Origin of the sequence: Pseudomonas fuscovaginae SE-1, assembly GCF_000364705.1 — a bacterium.
Taxonomy (GTDB): domain Bacteria; phylum Pseudomonadota; class Gammaproteobacteria; order Pseudomonadales; family Pseudomonadaceae; genus Aquipseudomonas; species Aquipseudomonas fuscovaginae_A.
In genome coordinates this window covers 47,226-62,957 of record NZ_AQOH01000144.1, presented here as the reverse complement: position 1 = coordinate 62,957, position 15,732 = coordinate 47,226, and the positions used below count along the sequence as shown (strand labels likewise).

Sequence of the window (15,732 nt, the reverse complement as noted above, 5' to 3'; positions counted from 1 at the left end):
GCGTGGGAACGATCGGTACATCGTCACCGACTGACAAGCCGCTATCGCCAGCAAGCCGGCTCCCACGCTCACAGCCTCGGCACCAGAGGCAGGAGAGGTGAAGCTTTTTTATGAGGTCCGATCAGCCTCCTGAATACTTGTTCATGCCAATGCCCGAACAGGAATAGGGTAATCGGATAAAACCAAGAAAGGCTGCCGCCATGACCGCCATGACCCCGCGTCTGGATCGTCCCGGGTTCCTGCCTCGCCTGTCCTCCCGCCATGTGTCGCGCCCCCGCCTGAGTGTACCCCTGATCGAGTCCCAGGCCCGGGTCCGCCTGCTTTGCGCGCCAGCCGGCAGCGGCAAGAGCGCCTTGCTTGCCGAATGCCTGCTGCAGGCACCTGCCGATTGTGGCGTGTGCTGGCTGCCACTGGCCGGGGCGAGCCTGTCGACCGAGGCCTTCTGCACCGCCCTGGCTGAGGCGCTGGGCCTCGAGGGCTCGTGGGACGAGCCGAGCCTGTTGGCCCGGCTGGCCCGCTGGACCGCATCGACCTGGGTCTTTCTCGACGACTACTGCCGGCTGCCCGACCCGGCACTGGATCAACTGCTCGACCGCCTGCTGGCCGTCAGCAGTCCGATGCTGAGCTGGTGGCTGGGTGGTCGGCGACGGCCGCACTGCAACTGGCCGCGACTGTTGCTCGAAGGTGAGCTTCAGGACGTGGGAGCGGCGCAGCTGGCCTTCGAGCGCAGTGAGATCGAGCGCCTGGTGAGCCATCCGACGATCGAGGTTTCGCCCCAGTGCATCGAGCGGATCAGCCAGTACACCGGTGGTTGGTGCGCCGGCGTGCGGGTCGCGCTGCTGGAGGCGCCAGCCTGGATCGCCAACGACCCGGAGGCGGGTTCGCGGCGCTCGGCGACCCTGCTCGATTATCTGCAACACGAGCTGTTCGATGTCCTGGCGCCCGAGTTGGGCGAAGCCTGGCGGGTGCTGGCGCACCTGCCGCGGTTCAACGCCGACCTGTGCGAGCACCTGTTCGGTGCAGGCGAGGGGGCCCAGTGGATGCGTACCCTGCAGGAGCTGGGTTGCTTCGTCGAGCCCTGGGAGGACTCCACCGAGTGGCTGCGGATTTTCGCCCCGCTGACCCTGTTGCTGCGTGACGAACCATGGCCGGCCGCGCGTTCCTGGCATCGTCGTGCCTGCCAGTGGTTCAGCGCCCGGGGCGACTGGCAGGCGGCGGTGGAGCAGGCCCTGGCGGCCGAGGAGCTGGAAGTCGCGGCGAGCCTGCTGCACAACTTCAGTTTCGACTACCTGTTCGAGGGGCAGAACGTTCCGCTGTTGTTGCGCCTGCACGAGCAGCGTCCGGATGAACTGCTGTTCGGTACGCCGCACCTGCTCGGGCTCATCACTACCGCGCTGCTGTTTGCCGGGCGTTTCGACGACGCCGCCCGCAGCATCGAGCAGATGGCCCGGTTCACCCCACAACCGTCGGCCGTGGCCCAGCGACAGCTGGTGGCACGCTGGCAGGCCCAGCAGGGCTGGCTGCTACATTTGCAGGGGCGCGCGGGGCCCGCTCGCGCGCATTTTCTCGAAGCGCTGCAGGACCTGCCGCCAGCAGCCTGGCCGGCGCGGCTGTTCTGCCTGTCGGGTCTGACCCAGCAGGCGTTGCTCAACGGTGAGCTGGAACAGGCCCATGCCTTGAGCCGGGAGGCGCTGTGCCTGGCGCGGGCGCAAGGCTCATTGTTGTTCGAGGCGTTGCTGGAGCTGGATCATGCGCAGTTGCTTGAGCAGCGCGGCGCCTTGCCGCGTAGCGAAGCGCTGCTGGAAGGCATCCAGGCATTGCTGCAGGCCAAACACTACGTCACCGGTCCTCTGCGCGGGCGTGTCGCCCTGCGCCAGGGACGCCTGGCCTTGCGCCAGGGCCATGACCAGCAGGCTGCCGAATACTTCCAGACCGGGCTGGACGAATGCCTGCGCTGTCACGACAAGCGCGGGCTCTACGGTTTCCTCGGGCTGGCGCTGCTGGATGCCAACCATGGCAACTATCCCCAGGCATTCGTGCGCTTGCGCGATGCCGAGCGGCTGATGCAGCAGCGGCATATTCCGGACACGGTGTACCGTGCAGTACTACTGATGGTCAGCAGCCATTTCTGGTTGCAGCAGGGGCGCCCGGAACTGGCGGACGAGGCATTGACCCGGGTGTTGCGCCACTATCGCGGCCCGAATGCGGTGCAGGCACCGCCGGCTACCCTGGAGCTGATTCCTCGGCTCGAGTATCTGCTGGTGTTGGCCCAGGTTTATCAGCGCAAGCCCTGTGCCGCATTGGAGTCCCTGACGCAGCAACTGGAGCAGGCACAACGGCGGGGCATGCAGGGCATCGAGACGGAGATTCGCCTGGCACTGGCCGAGGTGGCTTTTCTGCAGGGACAGGCAGGCCTGGCCAAGGAACATCTGGGGGAGGGACTGGCGCTGGTCGGCCGCTGCAACCTGCAGCAGGCACTACGGGAATTGCGTCTGCGCCAGCCGGGACTGTTGTCGGCGCTGGGGGTCGAGGAGGAATTGGTCGCCAGCGGCGACAACCCGTTGAGCCAGCGTGAACTGGAAGTGCTCAGGCTGATCGCCCAGGGCAGTTCCAACCTGCAGATCGCCGACCAGTTGTTCATCTCGCTGCACACGGTGAAAACCCATGCCCGCCGGATCCACAGCAAGCTCGGCGTCGAGCGGCGCACCCAGGCGGTAGCCAAGGCCAAGGCCCTGGGGTTGATGGGTTAAGAGGAACAACACCGCTCGCTCTTTGTGGGAGCCGGCCGGCTGGCGATAGCGGTCTGCCCGGCAACTCTTCAGTGTCTGACCTGGCGCTATCGCCAGCAAGCGGAGCGCCGCCCGGCCGGCTCCCACAAGGTGGACTGCCCCCATCTGTTGGATGGGGGCCCAACTTCCTGGGGGCAGTCCAGAGTGGAGAGTGCCGTTTCCTCAGCCTTTCTGGTAACCCATCCGCCAGCTGATCGCTTCGCTCGCCGCCAGCAGGCGCTTGGCCGCCGGGCCGTTCTCATCGGCGTGGAACAGCGAAGTCGGGCCCACCACCGTCAACACCGCCACCACCTGTCCCAGCGCATTGAACACCGGCGCCGAGAGCGCATCGACTCCCGGCATCAGCAGGCCATGGACGAAATGCAGCCCGCGTTGGCGGATCTGTTCGCAGGTTACGGCATAGGTAGCGGCATCGGCCAGCGGGTGTGGATGGCCGGCCTTGAGCTCGGCTTCACGCAGGTCGACGGTCTCGCGATCCGGCAGAAAGGCGTTGAACACCAACCCGGTGGACGAACTGAGCAACGGCAGCACCGAACCCAGTTGCGTGACCACCGTCACCGCGCGCACCGCCGGCTCGATATGCACCACGGTCGCTCCGTGATTGCCCCAGACCGCGAGGAAGCAGCTCTCATTCAGGTCGTCGCGCAGTTCCGCCAGGGGCATGGCCGCCACCTGCAGCACATCCATGCCATTGAGCGCCGCCAGGCCGACCCGCAGCGCCTCGCGACCCAGGCCGTAGTGGTTGGTGGCCACATTCTGCTCGGCGAAACCGCTGGCGATCAGCGCCTGCAGGTAACGGTGCACCTTGCTCGCCGGCATCTGCACATGCTCGGCCAGGCGTGACAGCGAGGTGCTGGGCGACAGTTCGGCCAGGGCCTTGAGGATGTCGGTGCCGACCTCGGCCGAGCGGACTTTCTGTTTGGCGTTGCTGTCGCTGCTGCGCGGCTTTTCCATGGAGGCAATGTGATCCCGGGACGAATGGGCGTCTTTATAGCTTGACGAGCACAGGCAATCAAATTACGTTTTGCATAATCGAATTACGCAATTCATAACTTCGACCTTATAAAAACAACCGACCTTGTTGCCTGTCCGCGAGCGGAGAGGCCGGCACGGGTCCACTCCACCAGGAGGCTCCATGAACCTCGACTCCACGGCGCCGGCCTATCAGTCCGGCTTCGGTAACGAATTCAGCAGCGAGGCGCTGCCCGGTGCGCTGCCAGTCGGCCAGAACTCACCACAGAAGGCCCCCTACGGGCTCTATACCGAGCTGCTGTCCGGCACCGCGTTCACCATGGCCCGCAGCGAAGCCAGGCGGACCTGGCTGTATCGCATCCAGCCTTCGGCCAATCACCCGGCGTTCGCCAAGCTTGAGCGGCAACTGGCCGGCGGCCCGCTGGGCGAGGTCACGCCCAACCGCCTGCGCTGGAATCCGTTGCCGATTCCGGAGCAACCCACGGATTTCATCGATGGCCTGGTGAGCATGGTCGCCAACTCGGCGCCAGAGAAGCCGGCAGGCATCAGCATCTACAGCTACCGCGCCAACCGTTCGATGGAGCGCGTGTTCTTCAATGCTGATGGCGAACTGCTGCTGGTGCCGGAGCAGGGACGCCTGCGCATCGCCACCGAACTGGGGGTGTTGGAACTCGAACCGCTGGAAATCGCCGTGCTGCCGCGCGGGATAAAATTCCGTATCGAGCTGCTCGATGCGCAGGCCCGTGGTTATGTCGCGGAGAACCATGGCGCGCCGCTGCGCCTGCCGGACCTGGGGCCGATCGGCAGCAACGGCCTGGCCAACCCGCGTGACTTCCTGGCTCCCGTGGCCCATTACGAGGACCGTGGGCAGCCGACCACCCTGGTGCAGAAATTCCTCGGTGAGCTGTGGGGCTGCGAGCTGGATCATTCGCCGCTCAACGTGGTCGCCTGGCACGGCAACAACGTGCCGTACAAATACGACCTGCGCCGGTTCAACACCATCGGCACGGTCAGCTTCGACCACCCGGACCCGTCGATCTTCACTGTGCTGACCTCGCCGACCAGCGTACCGGGCATGGCCAACCTCGACTTCGTGATCTTCCCGCCGCGCTGGATGGTGGCCGAGAACACCTTCCGTCCGCCATGGTTCCACCGCAACCTGATGAACGAGTTCATGGGGTTGATCCACGGCGCCTACGACGCCAAGGCCGAGGGTTTCCTGCCGGGCGGCGCCTCCCTGCACAGCTGCATGAGTGCCCACGGGCCGGATGGCGAGACCTGCAGCAAGGCGATCGCCGCCGAGCTGGCGCCGAGCAAGATCGACAACACCATGGCTTTCATGTTCGAGACCAGCCAGGTGCTGCGTCCGAGCCGCTTCGCCCTCGACTGCCCGCAGTTGCAGAACAATTACGACGCCTGCTGGGCAAGCCTGCCCAACACCTTCACCCCGGATCGGAGATAACCCATGACTCAACCCAACCTTGCGCGCAGCTGGGTCGCATCCGCCAACGGACACCCCGATTTCCCGTTACAGAACCTGCCACTGGGCATCTTCAGCCAGCAGGGCTCGGCCCCGCGCAGCGGCGTGGCGATCGGCGAGCATATCTTCGACCTGCAGGCCGCGCTGGACGCCGGCCTGTTCGACGGCGCGGCCAGGAGCGCGGTCGAAGCCACCCGTGGCGGCCAACTGAATGCTTTCTTCGAACTGGGCCGCGGCGCGCGCCAGGCCCTGCGCCAACGCCTGCTGGAGCTGTTCGAGGAAAACAGCGGCCTGCGTGACCGCATTGAGGCTGAGGCTTCCAAGCTGTTGCCGCTGGCGGCCGACTGCGTCATGCACCTGCCGGCGAAGATCGGTGACTACACCGATTTCTACGTCGGCATCGAGCACGCACAAAACGTCGGCAAGCTGTTCCGCCCCGACAACCCGTTGTTGCCCAACTACAAGCATGTGCCGATTGGCTACCACGGCCGGGCCTCGACCGTGCGTCCATCCGGCACCGACGTGATTCGTCCCAAGGGCCAGACCCTGCCGGCCGGGCAGACCGAACCGGTGTTCGGCCCTTGCGCCCGCCTGGACTACGAACTGGAGCTGGGCATCTGGATCGGCCAGGGCAACGCCATGGGCGAGTCGATCGCCATCGGCGATGCGGCGCAGCACATTGCCGGCTACTGCCTGCTCAACGACTGGTCGGCACGTGACGTGCAGGCCTGGGAATACCAGCCACTCGGGCCGTTCCTGTCGAAAAGCTTCATCACCAGCGTTTCGCCCTGGGTGGTGACCGCCGAGGCCCTGGAGCCGTTCCGCAGGGCCCAGCCGGTACGCCCCGCGGGCGATCCACAACCGCTGCCGTACCTGCTCGACCAGCACGACCAGGAGGCGGGTGCCTTCGATATCGAACTGGAAGTGCTGCTGCAGACCGAAGCCATGCGCGAGCAGCAACTGCCGCCGCAACGCCTGACCCTGAGCAACACCCGCCACATGTACTGGACCGTGGCACAGATGGTTGCGCATCACAGTGTCAACGGCTGCCAGTTGCAGGCCGGCGACCTGTTCGGCTCCGGCACCCTGTCCGGCCCCGAGGCCGGTCAGTTCGGCAGCCTGCTGGAGATCACCGAGGGTGGCAAGAAACCCGTGGAACTGCCTTCGGGCGAACTGCGCCGTTTCCTTGAGGATGGCGACGAAATCATCCTGCGCGCGCGCTGCCGCCGCGAGGGCTTTGCCTCGATCGGCTTTGGCGAGTGTCGCGGCAGGGTCGTGCCGGCGCGTTGAGAGGAGCGAGTCATGGAGCTTTACACGTACTACCGCTCGACCTCGTCCTATCGGGTGCGGATCGCCCTGGCACTCAAGGGCCTGGACTATCACGCGCTACCGGTCAACCTGATCGCGCCGGGGGGCGGTGAGCACCGCCAGCCGGCGTACCTGGCACTCAACCCCCAGGGGCGGGTACCGGCGCTGCGCACCGATGCCGGCCATCTGCTGACCCAGTCGCCGGCGATCATCGAGTTTCTGGAGGAGCGTTATCCACAGGTGCCGCTGTTGTCCCGGGACCTGTCGACCCGGGCCCAGGAGCGGGCGGTGGCAGCGTTGATCGGCTGCGATATCCATCCGTTGCACAACGTCAGCGTGCTCAACCTGCTCCGCCAGTGGGGGCACGATGAACAGCAGGTGCAGGAGTGGATCGGGCACTGGATCACCCAGGGGCTGGCCGCCATCGAGCAGTTGGTCGGCGAGAGTGGCTACTGCTTCGGCAGCGAGCCGGGATTGGCGGACGTCTACCTGATTCCGCAACTGTACGCAGCCGAGCGCTTCAAGGTGCCGCTGGAGGCCTACCCGCGCATTCGCCGGGTCGCGGCGCTGGCGCAGCAGCATCCGGCGTTCGTTCAGGCCCACCCGGCCAACCAGCCGGATACCCCGGCCTGAGGACCGCTATGAGTGGGGCTCGATGTTCCTGATCGGGCCCGCTTCATGCCTTCCAGTTTTTCTGGATGGCTGTCGCCTCGATCATTTCATAGATCCATTCATTCCCCACCTTGCGCTTCCTGAACAGATTCAGCTCGACGAGACCGCTCAGTACCGCCGCCGCCGTGTTGTAGGCGCAACCGAGATTGTCCTTCACGCCGGTGACGGTGAATTGTTGCGCCACACCGGATTTTGCGACATTGAACACGACCCGCTGCTTTTCCGAGAGCTTCGCGTAGAGGCCGGATTCGTACAGAAATGTATTGAACCGGTTCATCGACTCGACAGTGGCGTCGTAGGTTTTCTTGAATTCTCCGATGGCACGGGTGATGACACGGCACTGGCAGTCAACGAAGTAGGTCAGGTCCATGTCATCCGTTTCCGTGTACAGGTAGCTCTTTCCATATTGTATGGGCGCCGATTTCAGCAAGGTGCTGATGGCGATGTAACGGAACGCGCCGAATCCCCTCTTGAACAGATACCAGTAGAACAGCGAGCGGGCGACGCGGCCGTTACCATCATGGAACGGGTGCTCGAACCCTATCGCGAAGTGAAGAATGATTGCCTTCATGAGCGGGTGGATGTAGCTGAGGTTGCTCATGTCCGAATGGCTGGTATTGATCCATTCGCAGATCTGAAGAAGGCGTGCGGCGAGATGTGCCGCGGGAGGTGGTTGGTGGACCACATCGCCCCTGCCATCCTCGATGACGATATTGTCGTCATTCCTCAGGGCACCGGGATGATAGTGTTCGTCGTCGATGCCTTCGACCCCTGCCTGATGCAACTCGGTGATCAGTTCCAGCGAGAGTTCACGGTCCCTGCATTCCCAGGCCAGTTTCATCATCTTGAAGTTGCCGATGATCATTTTTTCATCAGGTGTTCTCGGGCCCCGAGCACGCTTCAACAGTTCCTTGGCCGCCCTTGTGGTGGTGGCTGCACCTTCCAGTTGGCTGCTGCTGATCGCTTCGTCTTCGACCAGATCCTTGAGCAGGTACTGCAGGTGCTTTTCCTCGCCAATTTTCGAACACATCCATTCCAGGGCCGCTGTGGTCGTGTGCTGATCGCAGGCGGAAATGGCGATATGCATCGCTGGTGTATAGAACAGGGGGCAAGGGAGTGACGGATCGCCGAGCGAGAGTACGTTCCTTTGTTGTTTCTTGCGTTCGACCTTGACGACAGCCCAGGCCAGCTGTGGGTCCACCCCCTTGGGCCAGCGAAAACGCAGTTCGTCGAAATGCCGGTAGCGCCCCCTGGCATCGACTGCCTGTGCGAGTTCCAGATACACCTCGAGCATCCCCATATGCTTTTCGATGATGGTTGCATAGGGACTGAGAAGAGTCGGTGGTGGAGCCTTGATCATGGTCATTTCAAAAAAACTCTCATTTGAAATGAGCATAGCGATGAGAGGAGTGCATTTCAATAAAGCCAAAAAATGAAATGCTGAGTCTGATGGTTGTCCGCTAATGCTCGATGACCGCGATTGATCCGTATCCGGTGTCCTGCTAATGCACGACGGTATCGGGCGGCAGCCGGCCCAGCCGTTCCGTCAGGCGCAGGCGCTGGATCGGGTCGTCGCTGAGCAGCAGGGCGCGTTCCAGGTCATAGCGCTCGGCCCGCGGGCAGTCGAGTTTCTGGTACAGGCTGGCGCGGGCCAGGTAGTCGCTGGCGTTGCCCTGGCCGAGTTCCAGGACCCGTTCGGCATCGCGCAGGCCGGCGAGGAAGTCGTCGTTGGCCAGGTGCAGTTGTCGCAGGTTGCGTGACAGGCGCTGCAGCATCTCCAGCGGCGTCGCGGTCTGCATGTGCTCGGCGCTCAGTTGCATGCCTGGGCCATATTGGCGGCTGAGCAACTCACGGCAATCGTTGGGATAGAGACGGCGGCCGCCGCAGGGATCGAGCAGATGGTCCGCTCCCGGCACCCGGAGCAGGAAATGCCCGGGAAAATTGATCCCCACCAGCGGAATCTCCAGGCCACGGGCCAGCTCCAGGGCGATCAGTGCCAGTACCAGTGGCTGACCGCGACGACGTTGCAGGACCTTGTCGAGCAGCGCGGCGTGGGGCCTCAGGGGGGTGAACTCGTCCTGCTGGAAACCCAGTTCATTCATCCGTCGCAGCAGTGGCTGTGCCAGCTCGCTGACCGGCAACAGCGGCAGCCCGGCGCTGACCCGTTGTTGCAGGTCCTTGAACTCGCGCAGCAGGTTTTCGGGCCGCACCTTGGGATCATGTTCGGCGGCGATCCACAACGCCGCTTCGAACACCGCGGGCGGCGTGCGCTCCAGACAGGCAAAAAAAGCTTGGCGGGGGTTCATCGAAATCTCCGGCAGATGCTCTGTTTTAGCGCTGCTGCGGGCTTTCGTCCAGTGGCTTGGAGGCCGCTGGCGGGTTATGTCATAAAGCCTGCAACGCTGGCCGGCTTATTCCCCGGTACTTCGGCATTCTTTGCGGCGGAGCCTATACTCGCTGTGTACAAGAAGTGATCAGGGGGCTATTCGATGTTTGCTCTCATGCAAAGCACTCGCCTTGAATCGCTGCACCTCAGCGTCGACCCGGTCACCGGGTTGAAGGCGGTGATCGCCATCCATAACCGTCGCCTCGGACCGGCGCTGGGTGGCTGTCGTTACCTGGCCTATCCTGACGATGAATCCGCCATGACCGATGCCATTCGCCTGGCCCAGGGCATGAGCTACAAGGCGGCCCTGGCCGGCCTGCCGGTAGGGGGTGGCAAGGCGGTGATCATCCGGCCCGCCCATGTCGAGAGCCGGGCGGCGTTGTTCGAGGCCTTCGGCCGCTGTATCGAACAACTCGATGGCCGCTACATCACCGCGATCGACAGCGGCACGTCAACGGCCGACATGGATTGCATCGCCCAGTACACCCGACATGTCACCAGCACCACCAGCGCGGGCGACCCGTCGCCGTACGCGGCCCTGGGGGTATTCGCCGGCATCCGTGCCACGGCCATGGCGCGCCTGGGCAGCGACAATCTTGAAGGCCTGCGCGTGGCGGTCCAGGGCCTGGGCAACGTCGGTTATGCCCTGGCCGAACAACTGCACGCGGTAGGGGCGGAATTGCTGGTCAGCGACAACGACCAGGGCAAGGTGCAACTGGCGATGGAACAGCTCAATGCCCATCCAGTCGCGAGCGAGGCGCTGATCAGCACACCCTGCGATATCTTCGCGCCCTGCGGCCTGGGCAATGTCCTCACCAGCCAGAGCGTGATGCAACTGCGTTGCGCGGCGGTTGCCGGCTCCGCCAATACGCAGTTGACCACTCTGAATGTTGCCGATCAGTTGGAAAAACGCGGGATTCTCTATGCGCCGGATTATGTGATCAATTCCGGAGGGTTGATCTATGTGGCGCTCAGGCACCAGGGCGAGGAACTGGCGGACATCACCGCGCACCTGTCACGCATCGGTGCGCGGCTGACGGAGGTCTTTGCCCATGCCCAGGCAGAGAAGCGTTCGCCAGCGCGGGTCGCAGACGAGTTGGCGGAACGCCTGCTGTACCGCTGAGGGCCCGGGTTACTCGGCGTCTGCCTGGGTCGAGAGCAGTTCGGACAGGGCGTCCGGCTGGCTCTTGAAGGCCTTGGCGAACACATCGCGGTTCTTCGCCATGTAGATGCCGACTTCCTCCACCTGTTGCTCGTTCAACGAAGGCACGGCCTTCTGCAGGACTTCAGCCAGCAATTCGGCCAGTTCGAGCATCTTGTCATGACGGTCAGCTTCGGCTTTATCCATGAACAAACGCTCCAGATCTCGGCTGCTGCGGTATACCACTTCGACGGCCATTTACCACCTCACATGCCTTCTCGATAGGTTGTCTTGTACGATTACTGTATTTATATACAGTTTCAAGGATATGCGAATCCTCAAGGTTTGGATAGTGGCTTTTTAATGTAGACCGGTTTCGAGTTTTGTCAGGGTGGGCGCCCTGTCTTGTGGGAGCCGGCTTGCTGGCGATCGCGGTGAGTCAGTCGGCGACGATGGTGACTGACATCACGCAATCGCCAGCAAGCCGGCTCCTACAGGGATGGGGGCGTGTCTCGGGGGCTGCCGCGACCATCTCATGGCCGCCTCTGGCCTTTTTTCTGCATGGCGTTGCGTGCAGTGAAACCGTCACCTTCAACCCGCATCATCCGATCGAGCCGATCTAAGGACGTGCACCGTGAAAATCAATTGGGCCGAGAAACTGCGGCAAAACGTGCATCAGGTGGCCGAGTCCCTGGGCAACCTGTTCGTCGAGTCCTTCCACTACCTGGCGCTGTTCGCCATCGGCGGCGTCACGGCCTGGGCGGCCGTGATGGAATTCCTGGTGATGATCGAGGAGGGGCACATCAAGATCGATGACATCCTCCTGCTGTTCATCTACCTCGAACTGGGCGCAATGGTCGGGATCTACTTCAAGACCAACCACATGCCGGTGCGTTTCCTGATCTACGTGGCGATCACCGCGCTGACCCGTCTGCTGATCTCCAATGTATCGCACCACAACCCGCCGGACATGGGCGTGGTCTACCTGTCCGGGGCGATCCTGCTGCTGGCGTTCGCGATCCTGGTGGTACGTTACGCCTCGTCGCAGTTCCCCTCGGTGAAGATCGAGCACCCGCAGCGCAAGGTTGGCGAGGGTTCTGCCGAACACCCCGAAGTGGAAAAGGGCGAGCTCTGAGCCCGCCTTTCAGAGGCGTTCCAGTGCGTGGGTCAGTTGACCCACATCCCGGCCCGCAAGTGCCAGCCATCCCCACGCTGTTCCCAGTGCGGGTGCACGTAGCGGTAGCCGGGGCGCACAGGCTCCCAGTGGCCGTGCATCGCCACATAGCGGTGACCGTCCCAATGCCAGTAGCCACGGGCCCAGATGAAGCCCGGACGGTAGGCCGGCTCGACTTCGATGACTTCCTGGGGCGGCGGCTGCGGCGCCACCACCTCGACGTACCTGACCGGCGCCGGGCGTTCGACGATCACCGGGCGCTCACGTACCACCCGTTCCTGCACACAACCCGCTGCGGCGACGACAGCGATGGTCAACACGGCATAACGAAAAAACATCAGACCTCCTCGGACTCTTCCTGGCATGGCGCGTCTGTGGTCAACGACGGAATTTTGATTTTCGGCCGTTGAATAGGTTGTAACAGTATGTGTCTGTCCGTTGGCTGAACTCGACGCCGCTTTCTTCCGTGTCGGCTGCCGTTGGTCGGGTGGGCGTCGACGAGGTGCTGCCGGCGGCCCCAGGCGTGAGCGGCTGTCAGCCTCCGGACAGGCGCACGGCCAGACACTGCTGCTCTGGTGCACAACATTTTTCCCGGCAAGGAAGTATCCGCATGTCGCTTGCCCACGCTGTTTTTCGACCGCTGTATTGCTGGATGCTTGCCTGCCTTTTCTGCCCGGTGGCGGCCATGGCGGCCAGCGCGCCCCTGAGCCCGGCTGACTCCGCCTGGCTGCGTCGCGATGGTTTCGACCTGGATGCGGCGAACGTCGCCCGCTTCCGGGCCATGGGCCGTGCCGGGCTGTTGCAGGCGCAACTGGGCGATCGCCTCCACGATGCGTTGCCGCCCGTCATCGAGGCTCAATTGCAGGCCTATCCGATCCTGGCGACCCCTTTGCAGGCGACCCTGCTGGCGTTCCGGCAGGCCCAGGAGCAGATCAAGGCGATGCCCGACGGCGATCCCCAGGCCGAGGCGAAGAAGGCCCTGCAGCGCCAGGCCAACGAGGCCGCCGAGCAGGCTCGGCAGATCGTCCTGCTACGGGCGGTCTACGGCAGCAACCCGCTCAAGGAGCAACTGGTGTGGTTCTGGCTCAACCATTTCAGCGTTTTCGCCGGCAAGGGCTCGGTGCGGCTGATGGTGGCGGACTACGAGGAGCGGGTGATCCGCCCACACGCCCTCGGCAAGTTCAAGGACCTGGTATTGGCGACGCTGAAGAGCCCGGCGATGCTCGAATACCTGGACAATGCACAGAACGCCCGCGGCAAGGTCAACGAGAACTACGCCCGTGAGCTGATGGAGCTGCACACCCTGGGCGTCGGTTCCGGTTACACCCAGCAGGATGTCCAGCAACTGGCGCTGATTCTGACCGGTGCCGGCGTGCTGCCGCTCGATGGCCGGGTGCAGAAGTTCGGCCCGCGGGTCGCGCCGCTGGTGGTGCGCGACGGCCTGTTCCTGTTCAATCCCAATCGGCACGACTTCAGCGACAAGCTGCTGCTGGGCCAACCGATCGCCGGCAGCGGTTTCGACGAGATCACCCGCGCCGTGGAGTTGATCACCCGGCAGAAGGCTTGCGCTCAATTCATCTCGCGCAAACTGGCCGAATACTTCGTCGCCGACCAGCCGCCCCAGGCCCTGGTCGATCGCCTGAGCGCCACCTTCCAGCGCACCGATGGCGATATCGCCCAGGTCATGGGCACGCTGTTCGAGTCGCCGGAGTTGCAGCGCAGCGCCGGCAGGAAATTCAAGGACCCGATGCAGTTCGTGGTCTCTGCCGTGCGCCTGGCCTACGATGGCAAGCCGATCGCCAATCCGCGTCCGTTGCTCAACTGGCTCAACCAACTGGGTGAGCCGCTGTTCGGGCGTCAGACACCGGATGGCTGGCCATTGGAGGCGAGCGGTTGGGCCAGCTCCGGGCAGATGTCCAAGCGCTTCGAGATTGCCCGAGCCATCGGCGCCGGCAACAACCGGCTGTTCACCCCCGAGGGCAGCCAGACCGTGGGTGCCGGTTTCCCGCTGATCACCACGCCGTTGTACTACGACGCCATTGAGCCACATCTGTCGGCTGCCACCCTCGGGGCGCTGAATCAGGCTCGGTCGCCACAGGAGTGGAATACCTTTCTGCTGTCTTCCCCCGACTTCAACAACCGCTAGGGTGCCCTGATGAATCGTCGAGATTTTCTGCTGGGCTGTGCAGTGGGGGCGGTAGCCCTGCCGGGCCTGTCGTTTTCCACACGGCTGTTCGCCGCTCCCGCCTCGGCTCCGCGTTTTCTGATGGTGTTCCTGCGCGGGGGCTACGACTGCAACAACCTGCTGGTGCCCTATGCCAGCGATTTCTACTACGAGTCACGTCCCAATCTGGCGATTGCCCGGCCGGATTCCCACAACGCCGACAGCGCCATCGCCCTGGACCCCCGCTGGGGGCTGAACCCGGCGTTGCGCGATTCGCTCTATCCGCTATGGCAGCGCAAGCAGTTGGCGTTCATTCCCTTCGCCGGCACCGACGATCTGTCCCGCAGCCATTTCGAGACCCAGGACAATATCGAGGCCGGCCAGCCCGGCGCGCAGCGTGGTCACTATGGTTCGGGTTTCCTCGCCCGGCTGGCCGGTACGGTTGCAGGCAGCGCGCCGATCGCCTTCACCGATGCGCTGCCGCTGAGTTTCCAGGGCGGGCGGGATATCCCCAACCTGTCGCTGCGCGGGCTGTCCAAACCGGTGTTCGATGAGCGCCAGTCGAGCATTCTTGCCTCGATGTACCAGGGCACCCCGCTGGCGGCCTCGGTGGCCGATGGCCTGGAACTGCGCCAGCAGGTTTCCCGGGAATTGCAGGACGAGATGCGGAAGGCCGGGCGCGGCGCACCGACGGCCCGCAGCTTCGCCAGTGAGACCCGGCGTATTGCCACCTTGCTGCGCGATCGCTACCGCCTGGGCTTCGTCGATGTCGGCGGCTGGGACACCCACGTCAACCAGGGCGGCGTCCATGGGCAACTGTCGAGCAACCTGGCCGACCTTGGCCAGGGCCTGGCGGCGTTTGCCGAGGCGATGGGCGAGCAGTGGAAAAACACCACGGTGGTGGTGGTTTCGGAGTTCGGCCGGACCTTTCGCGAGAACGGCAACCGCGGCACCGACCACGGGCATGGCACGGTGTACTGGGTGCTGGGCGGCAGCGTGCGCGGCGGGCGGATCGCCGGTGAGCAGGTGACGGTGAACGCGGCCGGCCTGCTGCAGAACCGCGACTACCCGGTGCTCAACAATTACCGTGACCTGCTGGGCGGGTTGCTGGGACGGACCTGGGGACTGTCCGCTGCGCAATTGCAGGTCGTTTTCCCCGGCGCTCGCCCCAATGGGCTGCAACTGGTCTAGAGGGCCATGCGAGGGAGGTCCGGCCGGCCCGTTCGGGCAGGGCGGGCCAGCAACTTGAGATTGTCGTCGTCGGTCATGGCGGTAAGGATATCCAGAGCGCTGTGGCCCTGCTCGATGGCGATACCGAACTGCACGCTCTGGATCAGGCGCTTCAGGCGCTCTGGGTCGTTGCGTTGCGCCGGGCTGATCATCCGCTTGGCGACCACGCCGTCGGCATTGGACAGGGTCAGCAGGATGCTGCCATCCAGGCCCTGCAGGCTCAGGTTGACCCGGTACTCGGGCTGGAAGGCGTCGTTGATCAACTGGAAGGGATTGTCCATGGTTTTCACCGTTCTGATCGAAACATGCAGGCATTGACTGTGTGGAAACCGGATTGGTTCGTTATTCCGGACCATCGGCTGTTCGGCGGCACTGGCCTCATGCTGGCGTCGCCGAATGGCAATGAGCAAAGCAAG

Annotated in this window: 14 protein-coding genes; 8 read left to right on the top strand and 6 right to left on the bottom strand. The window is 63.9% G+C overall.

Features of this window, described 5'->3' with window-relative positions:
- The first annotated feature begins 200 nt into the window (after positions 1-200).
- On the top strand, positions 201-2,750 hold the full coding sequence (locus tag K675_RS0114615) for a LuxR C-terminal-related transcriptional regulator (protein ID WP_017904252.1): 2,550 nt from the start codon (positions 201-203) through the stop codon (positions 2,748-2,750).
- Positions 2,751-2,951: 201 nt separating this feature from the next.
- On the opposite strand, the gene K675_RS0114610 is transcribed toward K675_RS0114615, so the two are convergent.
- Positions 2,952-3,743, bottom strand: a complete 792-nt coding sequence (locus tag K675_RS0114610; RefSeq protein WP_017904251.1) for an IclR family transcriptional regulator — start codon at positions 3,741-3,743, stop codon at positions 2,952-2,954.
- A gap of 181 nt (positions 3,744-3,924) precedes the next feature.
- Here K675_RS0114610 and hmgA point away from each other — a divergent pair, with 181 nt between their 5' ends.
- Genes hmgA through maiA form a run of 3 tightly spaced genes read left to right on the top strand, consistent with a single transcriptional unit; the run spans position 3,925 to position 7,182 of the window.
- Positions 3,925-5,223 (top strand): homogentisate 1,2-dioxygenase, encoded by a 1,299-nt coding sequence (hmgA, locus tag K675_RS0114605; protein WP_017904250.1) that lies wholly within the window; start codon positions 3,925-3,927, stop codon positions 5,221-5,223.
- Between the two features lie 3 nt (positions 5,224-5,226).
- The gene (gene fahA / locus K675_RS0114600; RefSeq protein ID WP_017904249.1) at positions 5,227-6,531 is read left to right on the top strand and encodes a fumarylacetoacetase; all 1,305 of its coding nucleotides are present in this window, start codon (positions 5,227-5,229) and stop codon (positions 6,529-6,531) included.
- 12 nt (positions 6,532-6,543) lie between these two features.
- The gene (gene maiA / locus K675_RS0114595; RefSeq protein ID WP_017904248.1) at positions 6,544-7,182 is read left to right on the top strand and encodes a maleylacetoacetate isomerase; all 639 of its coding nucleotides are present in this window, start codon (positions 6,544-6,546) and stop codon (positions 7,180-7,182) included.
- A gap of 43 nt (positions 7,183-7,225) precedes the next feature.
- Here the strand turns inward: maiA and K675_RS0114590 are convergent, their stop codons facing one another.
- On the bottom strand, positions 7,226-8,581 hold the full coding sequence (locus K675_RS0114590; RefSeq protein ID WP_026145203.1) for a Fic family protein: 1,356 nt from the start codon (positions 8,579-8,581) through the stop codon (positions 7,226-7,228).
- Positions 8,582-8,723: 142 nt separating this feature from the next.
- Positions 8,724-9,527 (bottom strand): SirB1 family protein, encoded by an 804-nt coding sequence (locus tag K675_RS0114585; protein ID WP_017904246.1) that lies wholly within the window; start codon positions 9,525-9,527, stop codon positions 8,724-8,726.
- 183 nt (positions 9,528-9,710) lie between these two features.
- Here K675_RS0114585 and K675_RS0114580 point away from each other — a divergent pair, with 183 nt between their 5' ends.
- Entirely contained in the window at positions 9,711-10,730 is a 1,020-nt protein-coding gene (locus tag K675_RS0114580) for a Leu/Phe/Val dehydrogenase (protein WP_026145202.1), read from the top strand.
- Between the two features lie 9 nt (positions 10,731-10,739).
- On the opposite strand, the gene K675_RS0114575 is transcribed toward K675_RS0114580, so the two are convergent.
- A complete protein-coding gene (locus K675_RS0114575) occupies positions 10,740-11,006 on the bottom strand; it encodes a YebG family protein (protein WP_017904244.1) in 267 nt (88 codons plus the stop codon).
- Positions 11,007-11,382: 376 nt separating this feature from the next.
- Here K675_RS0114575 and K675_RS0114570 point away from each other — a divergent pair, with 376 nt between their 5' ends.
- Positions 11,383-11,883, top strand: a complete 501-nt coding sequence (locus tag K675_RS0114570) for a phosphate-starvation-inducible protein PsiE (RefSeq protein WP_017904243.1) — start codon at positions 11,383-11,385, stop codon at positions 11,881-11,883.
- A 32-nt stretch (positions 11,884-11,915) separates the two neighbouring features.
- Here K675_RS0114570 and K675_RS0114565 read toward each other — a convergent pair whose 3' ends face one another.
- The gene (locus K675_RS0114565) at positions 11,916-12,260 is read right to left on the bottom strand and encodes a YXWGXW repeat-containing protein (protein ID WP_017904242.1); all 345 of its coding nucleotides are present in this window, start codon (positions 12,258-12,260) and stop codon (positions 11,916-11,918) included.
- 272 nt (positions 12,261-12,532) lie between these two features.
- On the opposite strand from K675_RS0114565, the gene K675_RS0114560 reads away from it, so the two are divergent.
- A complete protein-coding gene (locus tag K675_RS0114560) occupies positions 12,533-14,068 on the top strand; it encodes a DUF1800 domain-containing protein (protein WP_017904241.1) in 1,536 nt (511 codons plus the stop codon).
- Between the two features lie 9 nt (positions 14,069-14,077).
- Positions 14,078-15,277: a DUF1501 domain-containing protein gene (locus K675_RS0114555; RefSeq protein ID WP_017904240.1), complete on the top strand. Its 1,200-nt coding sequence runs from the start codon at positions 14,078-14,080 to the stop codon at positions 15,275-15,277.
- Here the strand turns inward: K675_RS0114555 and K675_RS0114550 are convergent.
- Positions 15,274-15,597, bottom strand: coding sequence for a DUF3509 domain-containing protein (locus K675_RS0114550; protein WP_017904239.1), 324 nt, complete (start codon positions 15,595-15,597; stop codon positions 15,274-15,276). The two genes, K675_RS0114555 and K675_RS0114550, sit on opposite strands and share 4 nt — an antisense overlap.
- Positions 15,598-15,732 lie beyond the last annotated feature (135 nt).